The organism is Streptococcus parasanguinis (assembly GCF_964238605.1).
In the GTDB taxonomy this organism is placed as follows: domain Bacteria; phylum Bacillota; class Bacilli; order Lactobacillales; family Streptococcaceae; genus Streptococcus; species Streptococcus parasanguinis_AJ.
In genome coordinates, this window is the sequence record NZ_CAXSMM010000004.1 from 83,203 (window position 1) to 98,889 (window position 15,687).

A 15,687-nucleotide genomic window follows, 5' to 3' on the forward strand; every position below is an offset into this window, starting at 1 on the left:
TTTTTAGGTCAATTGTTTACCCCTCTAATAAAAATGCCCTTACTTCCGCAATAAAATACAAGGATCCTGTGACAAATAAGACTTCATCTGGGGAACTCTGATCCATAAATTCTTTGATATAGGCCTTGTAGTCCGCTACATAGGGCAGGTCTTGTCGGTCGCCTTGTGCCACCACTTCTCCATAATGGAAGGTCGTCAAAATCAATTCAGCTTCTGGCAATCCCGCTTGAAGTGTTTGGAGCATCCCGCTATAATCTTTTCGCTTGAGGGCTCCAAATAAAATCTTCACGCGCTTTCCTGCTAAGCTATTGGCAAACTCGATCAAACGCAACATAGCATGAGGATTATGGGCGCCATCCAGATACACCTGGTCGCCAAACAACTCTAGACGGCCCGGCCACCGCGTTTCTTGCAAGGCGTGCTTGACCTGATCCATATCTACTTCTTGATCTAGGCCTTCCATATAGAGGAGAAAGGTCTCCAGAGCTACTGCAGCATTTTCCCGTTGGTAATCACCCTTCAAGCCCAGAGAGGGCCAGACAAGATCCACACGTTCATTCCAAAAACGGTCCTGCTCTAAGCCAAAATCTTTCTGGAAGGCATGGAGATCCACATCCAATTGCTTCGCTTTTTCTTGACAAACAGCTATGGCATCATCCGACAAGGGACCCACCACAGCTTTCTTGCCCTTCTTAAAGATTCCTGCCTTTTGCTGGGCGATTTCCGCAATCGTCCCTCCCAGTGTTTCTTGGTGATCGAGACCAACCGAAGTGATCACTGCGATTTCTCCTGTCACTACATTGGTGGTATCTAGTAGCCCTCCGATACCAACTTCCAGCAAGACCACATCCACAGCTTGTTCCTTAAAATACAAGAGGGCCATGAGGCAGATAATCTCAAAATAAGAGAGTTGGTCCTGGGTTTGAAGCAAGGTCTGCTCCATTTGTTGGACTTCTTGGCCAATCCGAGTAAAATCTTCATCTGAAATCGGCTGATCCCCAATACAAATCCGATCATGGATACTGATCATATGAGGAGAGGTAAAGGTCCCAACCTTCTTTCCGTGAGCCATCAATAATTGACGCAGAAAGGCGATTGTGGATCCCTTCCCATTGGTTCCTGTCACATGAAGGATCGGGTATGCCTTATCCGGCCTCCCTAAAAGGCTCACTGCCTGCTCCATACGATCCAGTCCCGATCGAAAATTCAGGCCGATCCGACTATTCATCCATTGCTCAATCTTATTCACATCTTCCTCCTAAAAGAAAAAAGCGACAAAACCTCTTCTGACGTTTGCGCTCCTTTCTTTTGTAATTGTTTCGTTCTCATTTTACAGCAAGTCCATCGGACTTACTTGTGGTCTTTGTTTCTAGCACAAGGCTAAAAACGTTCACTGGACTTACTTGCGGTCTTCATTTCTAGCGCAAGGGTAAAAACATCCACTGGATGTTTTTACTCCTCCATAAAGCTGTTGAAGACTTCTTCGATCATATCCCATTCTGCATCTGAGTCTTCTGGGATTGGTTGAAGGTCGCCTTCTGTTCCGTCTTCGTTTTCTGTAAATGAATAAGCTTGGATTTCAACTTCGCCGTTTTCATCTTCTTCTGCATTTGCAGGGATCAAAAGGACATAGTTCTTTCCAAATTCTTCTTTGCCATCAATGGTCAAAAGAATTTCAAACAAGGTTTCATTTCCTTGTTCGTCCACCAATGTGATTAATTCACGTTCTTCATGGTCGTGGTTATGATCATGTGCCATACTATTCTTCCTCGTTTTCTTTCTAAAAATTGCGATCTAAATAATTTTGTAAAATAAGCTGCGCTGCTAACTTATCAATAACTTTTTTACGTTTGCTACGGCTAATATCTGCTTGCTCAATCAACATCCGCTCTGCAGCAACTGTTGTCAACCGTTCATCTTGGTAGTCGACTGGCAACCCAAACTTTTCAGCAATCATTGCGCCATAAGCCTGACTGGCTTCCACACGCGGTCCGCTTGTGTTGTTCATGTTTTTCGGCAAACCCACAACAAAACGGTCTACCTTGTATTGAGCCACTAATTCGGCCAAGCGCTCCAAACCGAATTCTTTTTTGTCTTCATCGATTTGGATGATTTCAAGACCCTGAGCTGTAAAACCGAGAGGATCACTCACAGCAACCCCGACGGTCTTTGAGCCAACATCCAATCCCATAATTCTCATTAGAGGTCTATTCCTTGCCCTTTCAAATAATAACGTACCAATTCTTCCACGATCTCATCTCGTTCATATTTACGAATTTGGTTCCGTGCATTATTATAACGAGGTACATAGGCAGGATCACCACTGAGTACGTATCCTACGATTTGATTAATTGGATTGTAGCCTTTTTCATCCAGTGACAAGTAAACATCTTTCAAGGTCTCGCTAATTTCCTTACGATTTGAATCATCAAGATTAAAACGTACTGTTTCATCTGTAAATCCCACAAGAACACCCTCTTTCCTTAGAATATTACTATTATACCATAATTAAGAGTTTTCCACAACGGCCAAGCCCTTGATTTTACGGCTTTTTCAAGCATTTTTGAGCTATTTCAGTTAAACTGTTTTTTTATTTTTGCTCACTCGCTCCAGCATTGATAAGATTATCCGCAAATTGACTCGGTGTCAGCTTCAACAACTCCGGTAAGTGATTGTTTTTGAAGTAAGTCATGCCTTCGGCTTTCTTCACATCCATCGCTTCAAAGTCATAGGTGATGGTTACCTTGTATTCATTCTCATTTTCCAAGGTCAAATCAGCTGTGAAACCTGGCACTGTCAAAGCTTCCTTAAAGGCATCGTCCTTGTTAAAGGATTCTCTCAATTGCTTTTGTGCTTCCTCGACTCCAACCTGTTGGATCCCTTTTTTCAACTCCTCATCGGTTGCCGTCACATTGATGGTCTCCAACTTTTTAAATGTATTCCCCACATAGGTGACGATTTGCGTCTGTTGTGTCCCCTTGTCATCTTTTGGAAAAACAAAGGTTCTAGTGATGACCTTATTTTCTTCAGCTTTTTGCAGGATACTCTTATTATCCTTTTGCAGTTGCTCTGCTTTTGCTTGGATTGCCTTTTGTTCACTTGAAGTTGGCGTTTTCGCTTGTTTTTTTTGACCGCATCCAGTCAAACACAAGGCAAGTGCGCCCAATAAGAAAATCTTTCTTTTCATTTTCCATTCCTTACTAGTTATTGTTTTCTAAAATATTGTATCATAGATTTCGTAAAATGGCGCAGTAAACTGCTTTTCATTCCGATTTTTAAAAAGAAAAAAATCAGAAACAAATTGTTTCTGATTTTCAATCGCTTTAAAGAGCTGCACGCATCCGCGCTTCTGCATTTTCTACATTTCGAACTGATCGTGGCAAGAAGGCACGAATATCGTCTTCTTTGTAGCCCACTTGGAGACGTTTGTCATCTACCAAGATCGGACTTTTAAGAATACGAGGTGTTTCCATGATGATGTCAATGACTTCATTGACACTCAAGTCTTCGATGTCCACTCCTAGATTTTTAGCGTATCGATTTTTTGAAGAGACAATACTTGCCACTCCATTTTCAGTCTTTGTAAGGATATCCAACAATTCTTCTTTGGTGATCCCTTCCTTACCGAGGTTTTGTTCTTTATAAGTTAGCTGGTGAGCGTTGAGCCAAGTCTTTGCTTTTTTACAGCTGGTGCAACTTGACACTGTATAAATTTTAATCATGCATGCACTCCTTTCGCTACACGATAATACTATCGTATTAAATTATAACACAAAAACCATCAGTCTAGCGACCTATTTTGAAAAAAATTAATCTTCAATTTCAATCGCGTCATCTAAATCTAGAGTTACTTCTTCTACGACAGGAGCTGCTTCTTCAGTTTTATCAGGGGTTTTCACTGCTTCGTCTTCTTCGATCAAACCAAAATGAACCCGAACCTTGTGGTCGATTTCGTCAAAAATTTCTGGGTGGTCAGTCAAGAATTTCTTAGCATTTTCAGATCCTTGACCAATTTTTTCGCCATTATATGAGTACCACGCACCCGCTTTTTGGATGATATCCAAATCTGTTGCAATCTTCACCAATTCACCTGTACGTGAAATTCCTTCCCCGTACATGATTTCAACCATGGCTTCTTTGAACGGTGGAGCTACCTTGTTCTTCACAACCTTGATCTTGGTTTCCTTACCAACGTTGGTATCTTTTTGGTCCCCAGTCCCCTTGATTTGAGTATTTCCACGAACATCTAGACGGACAGAAGCGTAAAATTTCAGGGCACGACCACCAGGTGTGGTTTCAGGGTTCCCAAACATGACCCCAACTTTTTCACGCAATTGGTTGATAAAGATAGCAATGGTCTTCGTCTTATTGATCGAAGCTCCAAGCTTACGCATCGCTTGACTCATCATCCGAGCTTGCAAACCAACGTGGCTATCCCCGATATCTCCATCGATTTCCGCACGAGGTACCAAGGCTGCAACAGAGTCGACAACCACCAAATCTACCGCACCAGAGTCGATCAATTTACCAGCAATTTCAAGTCCTTGTTCCCCTGAGTCTGGTTGAGACAAGAGAAGTTCGTCGATATTGACCCCAAGAGCTGCTGCATAAGATGGATCCAAGGCATGCTCAGCATCGATAAAGGCAGCAATGCCCCCTTCTTTCTGTGCTTGCGCTACTGCATGGAGGGCAACGGTTGTTTTACCAGATGATTCTGGACCATAGATTTCGATGATCCGACCTTTTGGATAACCACCAGCACCCAAGGCAATATCAAGCGCCAAGGAACCAGAGCTCATGACTTGTACTTTTTGCTCTGCACGTTCCCCCAAACGCATGATCGATCCCTTACCAAAGTCTTTTTCGATCAATTTCAGGGCATCATTGAGCGCTTTTTCACGCTCATCTCCAAATTTCTTAGAGATATCATCTAATTTTTTCTGTTTTTTCGCCATTCTTTTCTCCTATGTTTTTACTATACAGGAAATGCATGCAACTCACCGACGTTTTCCGTCATTTGAAAGGCACATTTCCTATCCATTTTTAGAATTATTCTTCATTTGGCACAAGCTTCATTATACCAAATTTTCACCATTTAATACAGCCAAGCGCACCAAATTAAAGGCATGAAGGACTGCAATTTCGCGGACATCCGCCCGGCTACGTCCAGCGATATTGACTTGGACACTATCCACTCCATTTGGAGTCGCAAGTCCGATAAAGACGGTCCCTGCTGGATGCCCTTCTAGACTATCTGGCCCCGCAACTCCGGTCAGGCTAACACCATAATCGGATCCTGTTAACTTACGGGCCTGTGAAGCCATGGCTTGTGCTGTAAAATGAGAGACCACTCCATGTTGCTCTAACTCTTGAGCTGGAATAGACAACATCTTGCTTTTTTCTTCCAGACTATAGGTGACAAAACCACCCGCGAAGATGCTGGACACCCCTGAAAAGTCTGCCAAAGTCGCTTGGAAAAGGCCAGCCGTCAGGCTTTCTGCAGCTGTAATGGTCTTACCCGTCCGTTTCAAGAGATCAAAGGCCACCTTGGCCATCGAATTATCATCTCCATAACCGTAAAACAGTTCATGCAAGGGTTGATGATCCAGGGTGTGGCGTGATAAGATTTCCTTTTCTAAGACATCGAGCTTCGCATCTGCTGAAGCTTGATCCTTCGCCTTTGTAGATAGACGCAAGGTTACTTCTCCTGTCTTGGCATAAGGGGCAACTGTCGGATCACTCTGCTCTTCAATGATATCTGCTAGGATCGTAACCAGCTGGCTTTCCCCAATCCCAAAGAAGCGCAAAACTCTTGAAAAAAGCTCTTCCCCTGTCGTCAAATGAGGCACCAATTGTTCGTTGACCATGGGTTTTAACTCACTTGGTGGACCAGGTAGAACGACATAGGTCACACCGTCGACTTCAATCAAACCTCCAACCGCGAGACCTGTACGGTTTTGAAGGGGGATTGAACCGACAATCAATTGTGCTTGTCGCTCATTATTGGGCGTCCGGACATAATCAGGGCGACTGGCAAAGAAGGTGTCGAGTTTGGCAAGCGCTGTTGGATCAAAAACCAGTTCTTTCCCTAAAAACTTAGCAAGGGTTTGCTTGGTCAAATCATCCTCTGTTGGCCCAAGTCCACCACATAAAATCACCAAATCACTGCGTTTTGAAGCTGTCTCAATGGTCGAGAAGAGACGACCTTCATTATCTCCTACCGCCACATGATAATAGACATCAATCCCTAAACTAGCCAATTTTTCAGACAAGAACTGAGCATTGGTGTTCACAATTTGTCCTGTTAGAATTTCCGTTCCAACTGCAATAATTTCCGCCTTCATGGTGCCTCCTACTTATACTATTCGTAATTTTCATTTCATTTTAACACAATTTCCTAAATTATTTAAAAAAGTCGCAACCTGCGACTTTTTATTGTTCCTATTTCCAATCACAATCATTCTCATGATCATTGACCAGGCCTGCTGCTTGTAGGTAGGATAAAACTGCGACTGGTCCTGTGAACTTAAAACCACGTTTTTTGAGATCTTTGGCTAACTTCTCAGAAAGAGCTGTCTTGGCAGGAGCCTGTCGGTAATCCGGGACATCATTGACGATGGTTTTCCCATTGACAAAAGACCAAAGATAAGCATCAAACGATCCAAATTCCTCCTGGACTTGTAGAAAGGCTTGAGCATTGGCCCGTGTCGCAAAGATCTTGGCACGATTTCGGATGATAGCTGGATTGTCTAACAAGGATTCCAGTTCTTCATCCGTCATCTCTGCGACGCGTTGAAGATGGTAACCATGAAAAGATTCTCGGAAAGTCTGCCGTTTATTGAGGACCGTTTCCCAAGACAAACCAGCCTGATAGGTCTCCATACAAAGCAACTCAAAAAGCGCCTGGTCATCATGCAGGGGTCGTCCCCATTCTTCATCATGATAGGCCACATAGAGGGGGTTGGTCATTTTGACCCAGCCACAACGTTTTGGCATAGGAACCTCCTATTTCACCAACATCTTCAGGGCAGACTTGATGTAGTTTTCAGCAGTATCAGAAGTTCCTTCAAAGAATTTCTTGATTTTCTTGAGTTCCGTTGCCTTGTATCCCAATGCCAACATGGCTTCCATAGCTTCTTCAAGGGCTTGGTTTTCTTCTGCAACTTTGGCTTTGGACTGAGCCGGTGCATCTTCTAGATCAAGATTGATCTTACCTTCTAGATCCAAGACCATTTGTTGGGCTGTTTTCTTGCCGATCTTCGGAAACTTGGTCAAGTAGGTGATGTTCTTGCTTTCGATGGCTTGGACGAGGCCTGCATTGTCATCCGCAGCAATGATGGCTAGAGCTGAGACTGGGCCAATTCCAGAGACCGAGATCAAGTTCAAAAAGAGCTGTTTCTCTTCTTCGGTTGCAAAACCATAAAGAAGGTGTGCGTCTTCACGGACCACTTGGTGTAGATAGACGTGCACCTCTTGGTTCATTTTACCAGAGTAGGCATAGGGATTGGCCACATGCAAGAGATAGCCGATTCCAGCCGTTTCTACCACGATGTATTTAGCAGTAATTTTTGTTAAGATTCCTTTAATGTATTCGTACATAAGATTCCTTTATTTTTTGATTAATATTTGCCCAATTCCCGTAAACTGGTGTGATTTTCCTGAATGCGTCGGAACATCTTTTCCATATCTGACTTGGTAAAGTTAACCAAGACCGGACGGCCATGAGGGCAGTTATAAGGGTTGTCACATTGGGACAGTTGGTAGATGAGATCCCGTGCAGAGTAATCATCCAGTGTATGATTGGCCTTGATAGAGCGTTTGCAGGACATCATGATGGCCAACTCAGCTCGGTATTTCTTGATGGACACTTCCTTGGTCAAGAGGAGCATGTCACACATCTCATAGATACCCGACTCGATCTCTTCTTCCTTCATCCAGATCGGATGCTCCCGCAAGATCAACTGGTTAGCTCCGTATTCTTCTAAGTAGACGCCCACTTCTTCTAAGAGGTGCTTGCGCTGTTGCAGGCGGATCAGATCGTCTGTAGGGAACTCAAAGATATAAGGCACCAGCAGTTGTTGCTGACTGCCGTCTACGTCCCCGATGCTCTCCCGGTATTCTTCGTATTTGACCCGCTCTTGGGCCGCGTGCTGGTCAATGATATATAGGCCCCCATTGCCTTGGGCAAAGAGATAGGTTCCATGCATCTGACCAAAATATTCCAACTCTGGGAAGGTCGAATGTTCTTCCCCATCTAACTTATCATAGGCCTTGTCTAGACTAGCCAGATCCAGCTCTGGGTGATCCAGTTCATCATAAACCACAGCCTTTCTTTCCGCAAACTTGATCGCGCTTGTCGGTTTTTCTACTGGGTTTTCTTGGATTCTAGCTTCAGTAACAGTCTCATCTGCTAGAGGCCGTTGAGGATCTGCCACTTCTTGTCGAAGTTTGAAATCTTGACTTTCTCGGTCATAATAGAGGCGGTTTTCTTTTAAAGGCAGGGTCGTCTGTACTGGCTTTTCTGTTCGACGAATAGTCGACTTGGCTAGATTTTCTAGAGCATCCGGAATCAGGTCCTGCTCTTTCAAAGCGTTCGCAATAGCCTGAGAGATCAAGGCCATTAGTTCTCGTTCTTTGGAGATGCGAACCTCTTGCTTAGTGGGGTGAACATTGACATCCGCTAAGTAAGGGTCGATCTGGATATTAATGATCGCGAGTGGAAAGCGCCCCACCATGAGTTTACTGCCGTAGCCATCTAAAATAGCCCGATTGAGCAAGAAATTCTTGATGTAACGGCCGTTGATAAAGAGACTGATGTAATTGCGATTGGCACGAGTCAATTCAGGCAAAGACACAAAGCCCGTCACTTCAAAATCCAGGTCGCGATTTTCAATGGCTACCATCTTCTTGGCAGACGCGAGGCCATAGACACCCGCAATCGCTTGCCGGAGATTACCAGTCCCCGCTGTTTTGGTCATTTCTTTTCCATCATTGATCAAGGTAAAGGCAATCTCAGGATGGGCCAAACTCAAGCGATTGAGAATATCCACGATATGGGATAGCTCTGCCTGCTGGCTCTTTAAATACTTGAGACGAGCAGGTGTATTAAAAAAGAGATCTTCTACTGTGATCTTGGTCCCGACAGGGCTTGTCGCTGGCTCCACTTCCTCAATTTCGCCACCCTTTGCAACCAATTTGGTCCCGTGGGCAGCTCCTTCTTGCGCCGTTAGAAGGGTTAGAATACTGACAGAAGCAATGGAAGGCATGGCCTCACCACGAAAACCAAGCGTTCGAATACGAAAGAGATCCGCTTGACTTTTGATCTTACTGGTCGCATGTCGACGGAGGGCCAAAGCGACCTCATCGTGCGCAATTCCTTCCCCATTGTCTGTAATCCGAATCGACTTCAATCCTGCTTCTTCGATTTCAACAACGATCTGGCTAGCTCCAGCATCGATCGAGTTTTCAACCAATTCCTTGACCACGCTAGCAGGTCGTTCAATCACTTCACCTGCCGCAATCTGATTGGCTAGGACTTCTGGCAATTCAATAATCTGTGACATGTCTGCTCCTTTACCTATTTTTCACCGATACATGTAGCTCTATTATACCACAGATCCACAAGACTCCCTTTCTTAAAAAATAGAGGCTGGCCCCATCTTCTTCCTTAAAAACCGCATAGGCAAAGAAAACGACCACATAGACAAATTTCCTTGTCTTCCCTTTGGAAAAAGTGTTTAATAGTAGTGTAAAGAAGGAGCCGGGCTAGCAGGTCAACCGACTTTACCCAAAGGAGGGAGAAAATATCTTATGAAAGTTGAAGTACACATTGATTCCCACTTCCAAGAAGAAGCGGTGATGATCACAGCACCTGCACTATCTGCGCGTGTAGAGAAAATCCGTGACTTTGTGGAAGAATTGGATCAAAAAGGGCGCTTACGTGCTAAAAAGGATGGGGAAGCTTACCTGATCGAAAGCCAGCTATTCCACCGTTTTTACATTGAAAATCGGCAAGTAATTGGTGAGACCATGACAGATCAATTTATTCTGACTGGGCCACTCTATCAGTTATCTGAAGACTTACCGACCTGCTTTCTCAAAATTTCCCAATCTGAAATTATCAACACAAAAGAAATCGATCACCTGCACTTTACCAGTGGAGGATCGGTGCAAATCTATCTTAAAAACGGGAGTCTGACCTACTCCTCCCGTCGTTACTTGAAAGCCATTAAGGAGAAATTATCATGCTAAAACAATCTTTTTCTGACGCCCTGAAAGGGATTCTCATTGGGCTCATCCTATCCATCTTCTTTTCCTATCTCTTCTCACCTGAGTTGTACCTTCCCTTAAGTCCCAACTCTGCAGTCGGTCGCTGGATGTTCTTGCATCATGTTCACGGCTCACTGGTCATGCTCTATTGTGCTCTCGTTTGGGGTGCAATTGGGGTCCTCTTTAGCTTCGGAAGTCTCCTCTTTCAAAAAGACTGGAGCCTCTTACGGGCTACTCTGAGCCATTACCTACTCATGTTACTTGGGTTTATTCCTCTGGCTACTTTGGCCGGCTGGTTTCCAGCACGACTCGGATTTTACCTCTCACTCGTTGTCGAATTCACCCTCGTTTACGTGATCATCTGGTTGGTCTCCCATCATTTTTATAAAAAACAAGTCCAAGAAATCAACCAAAGCATTGCTAAACACTAAAATAAAAGATCCTCGCCGTCACGAGGATCTTCTTTTTACAATTTCTTTTTCAATTCGGCGACTGCCATCATGACTTCCATCGGAGTCATATTGTAGAGATCCAGATTCTTCAATTCCGTGATCACCGCATTTTCTGACGCTTCCTCAAAGAGGGACATTTGTTCTGCAACCTGTGAAGGTGCTTCCTTTTTAGGAGTTGCATCCACAAGCGGTACTTGCTGGGCTTGTCCTTCGAGCTTGGTCAAAATCGCATCCGCCCGCTTCAACAACTCTTCTGGCAAACCAGCGATCTTTGCTACGTGAATCCCATAGGACTTATCCGCTGGGCCGGGTTCAATCTTGTGCAAGAAGGTAACCTGTCCATCTCGCTCCAAGGTCGCGACATGGACATTTTCCAAACGGGACAGGGTCTCTGAGAGAGCTGTCAACTCATGGTAATGGGTCGCAAACAAGGTCTTAGCACCAGTCCGATCATGGATATATTCGATGATGGATTGGGCGAGGGCCATCCCATCATAGGTCGCCGTTCCCCGTCCCAACTCATCGAATAAAATCAAGGACTGGGTCGTTGCCTTGCGAATAGCGTGATTGGCCTCCATCATTTCTACCATAAAGGTGGACTGACCTGATACCAGGTCATCAGCAGCTCCGATCCGGGTATAAATCGCATCAAAGATTGGCAACTCAGCCTTTTGCGCTGGAACATAGGAGCCAATTTGCGCAAGAATCACAATGATCGCCAATTGGCGCATATAGGTAGACTTCCCGCTCATGTTTGGCCCTGTAATCAACTGAATATCCTGTTCTTCATCCATAAAGATGCTATTAGGAATATAGGACTGGGCTCCCATGACTTTCTCGACAACTGGATGGCGACCTTTGTCGATTTCAATTCGTCGCTCTTCATGAAAAAGGGGGCGATTCAACTGTTGCGACTCAGCAACACTGGCCAAACTTTGTAAAACATCAACCGTTGCAATCGCCTGAGCCAACTGTTGCAAACGCTGGATATATTTGCCAACTTCTTCACGAATCCGCATAAAAATCGTATATTCAAGATTAGCAGACTTCTCACGCGCCTCAAGCATATCTCCTTCGATACGTGCCAATTCCTCCGTACCAAAGCGTTCTGAATTTTTCAAGGTCGCCTTGCGGAAAAAATGAGCAGGAACGTGGCTCAATTGAGAATTGGTGACATGGAAATAGTAGCCATCCTTCTTGTTGTAATCGATTTTTAGACCGGTAATGCCACTGGCTTCGCGCTCCTTGGCTTCAATCTCTGCAATCCAACCAGTACCATCCCGAAGAACAAGACGGTACTGGTCCAATTGCTCGTCAAACCCAGTTCGGATGATATTTCCCTCTGTAATAACAGCAGACGCTTCCGGAGCAATAGCTGAGGTAATCAAGCGGTGCAACTCAGGAAGTTCATCCAAGCGTGCAATCAAGACATCTAAGACCGGATCACCAATCCCCAGTAGAATCGACTTGATCGTCGGCACATGACCCAGAGTATCTCCTAGCTGCAAGAGATCCTTAGGATTGATCTTGCCAAAGGAAACCCGACTCGCTAAGCGTTCAATATCATAAACACCTTTGAGGCTGTCGGTCAGGTCGCTCCGTTCAAAGAAATGATCCATAAAGACCTGAATGATGTCCTGACGCTCTCGAATCCGTTTCAAATCGACCAAGGGTTTCTGAATCCAGGACCGCAACAAACGTCCTCCCATGGCCGTCTTGGTTTCATCCAAATACCAATACAAGCTACCATGTTTCTTTCCAGTCCGAGCATTCTCTGTCAAATCCAGACTAGCCTTGGTCGCAAAGTCCATCTGCAAGAAATCGCAAATCTCATAATGATGGGCTTTTTTGAGGTGGCTCAATTCCCGCATTTGCGTCTGGTGAACATACTGGAGAAGTTTTCCAGCCGTTTTCTTTTCTAGCTCACTCAACTGATCCCCTAAGAGTTGAACATCGTCGAGCGCGGTCTCTACATGTGACAACAAGAGATTCATCTGGCTAACAAACACACGCTCTTCCTGTTCTGGCAAGGCATAACCCAGGACCACCTCACGCGCACGTAAATTGCGGATTTCTCCACAAACCATGCTAAAGTCATTGAGGGTCGTCACCTGAAACTCCCCTGTCACCAGATCCATATAGGCTAGCCCATACTCATTTCCTGAACGATCCAAAGCAACCAGAAAGTTATTCTCACTATCTGGCTTGGTCGAATCCACCACTGTACCCGGCGTAATCACCTGTACGACTTCACGCTTAACGACCCCCTTGGCTTCTTTAGGGTCTTCCATTTGTTCTGCAATCGCGACCTTATACCCCTGTTCAATAAGAACATCAATATACTGCTGGGCCGAGTGGTAGGGAACACCCGCCATGGGGATCGGATTCTCTGCATTTTTATTCCGTGAGGTTAAGGAAATCTCTAAAATTTGAGCTACATTCACTGCATCTTCATAAAATAATTCGTAAAAATCTCCCATTCGAAACAGCAAAAAGGCATCCGGATAGTCTTTTTTGATATCTAGATACTGCTGCATTCCAGGGGATATTTTCTCTACTGCCATACTTCTTTATTCCTTACTCTTGCATCATTTTCTGACACAAGCTCCATAGATGAAAACAGGAGTAGATAGCTCACTATCTTCCTCCTTTTGACATCTCTCTTTCTCTCCAACGGGGCTTGACTACTGCATCATCCCTAAAATTTCATTTTGAATTTCAATGGCTGCCTCTTGGTCTCGACAAACAATCAAGAGGGTATTGGCCCCTGCTACTGTTCCCAAAATACGCTCATCTGACATTTCATCTACACCATTGGCCAAGAGAGCTGCTTCTCCTAGCTCTGTCCGCAAAACCAAGGTGAATTCTGCTCGTGAGACTGACTTGGCATGGCTAGACAACATAATATAAATCTCTGCCACCTCAGGCTCATTTGGCAAAATATAATACAACTGGTCTTTTCGTTTCACCTTGACTAGACCCAGATCGCGCAAATCTCGTGACAGAGTTGTTTGCGTTACAGCAATGCCTTTTGCTTCTAATCGATCCTGAATCTCTTTTTGAGTCGACAATTTTTCATTTCGAATCATTTGTTGAATCAAAAGGTGACGTTCTGTCTTTTTCATTGGACCTCCACTTTTGAATAAATATACTTTAAATTATACCAAAAAAATTGAAAATTCGCTCAGAATTGTGTTAAAATAATAGTTAAAAGGACTAAGGAGCTAATATGAACAATAAAGAACTCATTGCTAGTGAATTGGCCAAAGTGATTGACTCTCTTGACCAAGATGCTATTTTAAACTTGCTTGAACAACCAAAATCATCTGATCTTGGTGACATTGCTTTTCCAGCCTTCTCACTTGCAAAAGTGGAACGCAAGGCTCCTCAAGCAATCGCTGCAGATATTGCTGAAAAGATCAACCAAAGCGCCTTCGAAAAAGTCGTTGCAACTGGACCTTACGTGAACTTCTTCTTAGACAAATCTAAGATCTCTGATCAAGTAATCAAATCCGTCATCGAAGCGGGTGCAGACTACGGCCAACAAGACGAAGGACATGGTCAAAACATTACCATCGACCTTTCAAGTCCAAATATTGCAAAACCATTCTCAGTTGGTCACTTGCGCTCAACCGTTATCGGGGATGCTCTTTCAAACATCTTCCGCAAAATAGGCTACAACACGATTAAAATCAACCACTTGGGAGACTGGGGTAAACAGTTCGGTCTCTTGATGGTGGCCTACAAAAAATGGGGTAGCAAGGAAGCTGTCGAAGCCAACCCAATCGATGAATTGCTAAAACTTTATGTTCGAATCAACGCTGAAATCGAAAACGATCCTGAGCTTGATGAAGAAGGACGTAAATGGTTCAAAAAATTGGAAGATGGGGATCCAGAAGCAACTGAATTGTGGCAATGGTTCCGTGACGAAAGCTTGGTGGAATTCAACCGTATCTACAAACTCCTCGGTGTTGAGTTTGATAGCTTGAACGGAGAAGCTTTCTACAACGATAAGATGGACGAAGGGGTTCAAATCCTTGAAGACAAAGGCTTGTTGAAAGAATCTAAAGGGGCTAGTATCGTTGAACTTGATGATGTGAACCTTCCACCAGCTATGATTAAGAAATCAGACGGTGCCACTCTTTACATCACGCGTGATATCGCAACCGCTATCTACCGTGCACGGACTTACAACTTTGTGAAAAACATCTATGCTGTAGGTCAAGAACAATCCAACCACTTCCGTCAGTTGAAAGCTGTTTTGAAGAAAATGGGATTTGACTGGAGTGACGATATGGTTCACGTTGACTTTGGTTTGGTGACAAAAAACCGCCAAAAATTGTCAACTCGTAAAGGAAATATCATCCTGCTCGAACCAACTCTTCAAGAAGCCATCTCTCGTGCCAAAGCTCAGATTGAAGAAAAGAATCCTGAACTTGAAAACAAGGAAGAAGTGGCACATGCAGTCGGTGTTGGTGCGGTTAAATTCTACGACTTGAAGACAGACCGTCGCAACGGGTATGACTTCGACCTCGAAGCCATGGTATCCTTCGAAGGAGAAACTGGACCTTACGTTCAATACGCTTACGCTCGTATCCAATCCATCCTTCGCAAAGCCAACTTCACACCATCTACAGATGCGACATACAGCTTGAGCGATCCTGAAAGCTGGGAAATCATCAAGCTTCTCCAAGACTTCTCTCGTGTCGTGAAACGTGCTGCTGAAAACTATGATCCATCCTTGATCGCAAAATATGCTATCAACTTGGCTCAAGCCTTCAACAAATACTATGCACACACTCGTATCTTGGATGAAAGCCCAGAACGCGAAAGCCGTCTTGCTCTTAGCTACTCAACAGCAGTAGTCTTAAAAGAAGCCCTTCGCTTACTTGGTGTCGATGCACCTGAGAAAATGTAATTTCTTATCTATGATGGATAAGTAGAACATCTCTTATGGGAGTGAGAG

General features: G+C 44.3%; 16 protein-coding genes. 3 read left to right on the forward strand and 13 right to left on the reverse strand.

Annotated features, from left to right (window positions below; translation table 11 throughout):
• Positions 1-16 precede the first annotated feature (16 nt).
• The 11 genes from ACESR9_RS04630 to mutL all read right to left on the reverse strand — a co-directional run bounded on the left by ACESR9_RS04630 (position 17) and on the right by mutL (position 9,563).
• Complete coding sequence (locus ACESR9_RS04630) at positions 17-1,249, reverse strand: bifunctional folylpolyglutamate synthase/dihydrofolate synthase (protein ID WP_347112919.1); 1,233 nt, start codon at positions 1,247-1,249, stop codon at positions 17-19.
• A 203-nt stretch (positions 1,250-1,452) separates the two neighbouring features.
• A complete protein-coding gene (locus ACESR9_RS04635; protein WP_003001941.1) occupies positions 1,453-1,758 on the reverse strand; it encodes a DUF1292 domain-containing protein in 306 nt (101 codons plus the stop codon).
• A gap of 22 nt (positions 1,759-1,780) precedes the next feature.
• On the reverse strand, positions 1,781-2,200 hold the full coding sequence (ruvX, locus tag ACESR9_RS04640) for a Holliday junction resolvase RuvX (RefSeq protein ID WP_023919889.1): 420 nt from the start codon (positions 2,198-2,200) through the stop codon (positions 1,781-1,783).
• Positions 2,200-2,466 carry an IreB family regulatory phosphoprotein gene (locus tag ACESR9_RS04645; protein ID WP_003002070.1) on the reverse strand — a complete coding sequence of 89 codons (267 nt, stop codon included), beginning with the start codon at positions 2,464-2,466 and terminating at the stop codon, positions 2,200-2,202. The genes ruvX and ACESR9_RS04645 overlap by 1 nt, the downstream gene beginning before the upstream one ends.
• 124 nt (positions 2,467-2,590) lie before the next feature.
• Entirely contained in the window at positions 2,591-3,187 is a 597-nt protein-coding gene (locus tag ACESR9_RS04650; protein ID WP_023919891.1) for an SP0191 family lipoprotein, read from the reverse strand.
• 136 nt (positions 3,188-3,323) lie between these two features.
• On the reverse strand, positions 3,324-3,722 hold the full coding sequence (gene spx, locus ACESR9_RS04655) for a transcriptional regulator Spx (RefSeq protein WP_003009108.1): 399 nt from the start codon (positions 3,720-3,722) through the stop codon (positions 3,324-3,326).
• Between the two features lie 87 nt (positions 3,723-3,809).
• Positions 3,810-4,955: a recombinase RecA gene (gene recA / locus ACESR9_RS04660; RefSeq protein WP_373105801.1), complete on the reverse strand. Its 1,146-nt coding sequence runs from the start codon at positions 4,953-4,955 to the stop codon at positions 3,810-3,812.
• 120 nt (positions 4,956-5,075) lie between these two features.
• On the reverse strand, positions 5,076-6,344 hold the full coding sequence (locus ACESR9_RS04665) for a competence/damage-inducible protein A (protein ID WP_254728769.1): 1,269 nt from the start codon (positions 6,342-6,344) through the stop codon (positions 5,076-5,078).
• 97 nt (positions 6,345-6,441) lie between these two features.
• Positions 6,442-6,996 carry a DNA-3-methyladenine glycosylase I gene (locus ACESR9_RS04670; RefSeq protein WP_049472113.1) on the reverse strand — a complete coding sequence of 185 codons (555 nt, stop codon included), beginning with the start codon at positions 6,994-6,996 and terminating at the stop codon, positions 6,442-6,444.
• A gap of 9 nt (positions 6,997-7,005) precedes the next feature.
• On the reverse strand, positions 7,006-7,599 hold the full coding sequence (ruvA, locus tag ACESR9_RS04675) for a Holliday junction branch migration protein RuvA (RefSeq protein WP_003002260.1): 594 nt from the start codon (positions 7,597-7,599) through the stop codon (positions 7,006-7,008).
• Between the two features lie 20 nt (positions 7,600-7,619).
• On the reverse strand, positions 7,620-9,563 hold the full coding sequence (gene mutL / locus ACESR9_RS04680; protein WP_373105804.1) for a DNA mismatch repair endonuclease MutL: 1,944 nt from the start codon (positions 9,561-9,563) through the stop codon (positions 7,620-7,622).
• A 247-nt stretch (positions 9,564-9,810) separates the two neighbouring features.
• Between mutL and ACESR9_RS04685 the strand changes: the two genes are divergently transcribed.
• A complete protein-coding gene (locus ACESR9_RS04685; RefSeq protein WP_373105805.1) occupies positions 9,811-10,251 on the forward strand; it encodes a LytTR family DNA-binding domain-containing protein in 441 nt (146 codons plus the stop codon).
• A complete protein-coding gene (locus tag ACESR9_RS04690) occupies positions 10,245-10,700 on the forward strand; it encodes a DUF3021 domain-containing protein (RefSeq protein ID WP_373105806.1) in 456 nt (151 codons plus the stop codon). Before ACESR9_RS04685 ends, ACESR9_RS04690 begins: the two co-directional genes overlap by 7 nt.
• A gap of 35 nt (positions 10,701-10,735) precedes the next feature.
• Here the strand turns inward: ACESR9_RS04690 and mutS are convergent, their stop codons facing one another.
• Together mutS and argR are read right to left on the reverse strand one after the other, a co-directional pair.
• Positions 10,736-13,285, reverse strand: coding sequence for a DNA mismatch repair protein MutS (gene mutS / locus ACESR9_RS04695; protein WP_373105808.1), 2,550 nt, complete (start codon positions 13,283-13,285; stop codon positions 10,736-10,738).
• Between the two features lie 120 nt (positions 13,286-13,405).
• Positions 13,406-13,846 (reverse strand): arginine repressor, encoded by a 441-nt coding sequence (gene argR / locus ACESR9_RS04700; RefSeq protein WP_023919910.1) that lies wholly within the window; start codon positions 13,844-13,846, stop codon positions 13,406-13,408.
• A 104-nt stretch (positions 13,847-13,950) separates the two neighbouring features.
• Between argR and argS the strand changes: the two genes are divergently transcribed.
• Positions 13,951-15,639, forward strand: coding sequence for an arginine--tRNA ligase (gene argS, locus ACESR9_RS04705; protein WP_373105810.1), 1,689 nt, complete (start codon positions 13,951-13,953; stop codon positions 15,637-15,639).
• The last annotated feature ends 48 nt before the right edge of the window (positions 15,640-15,687 follow it).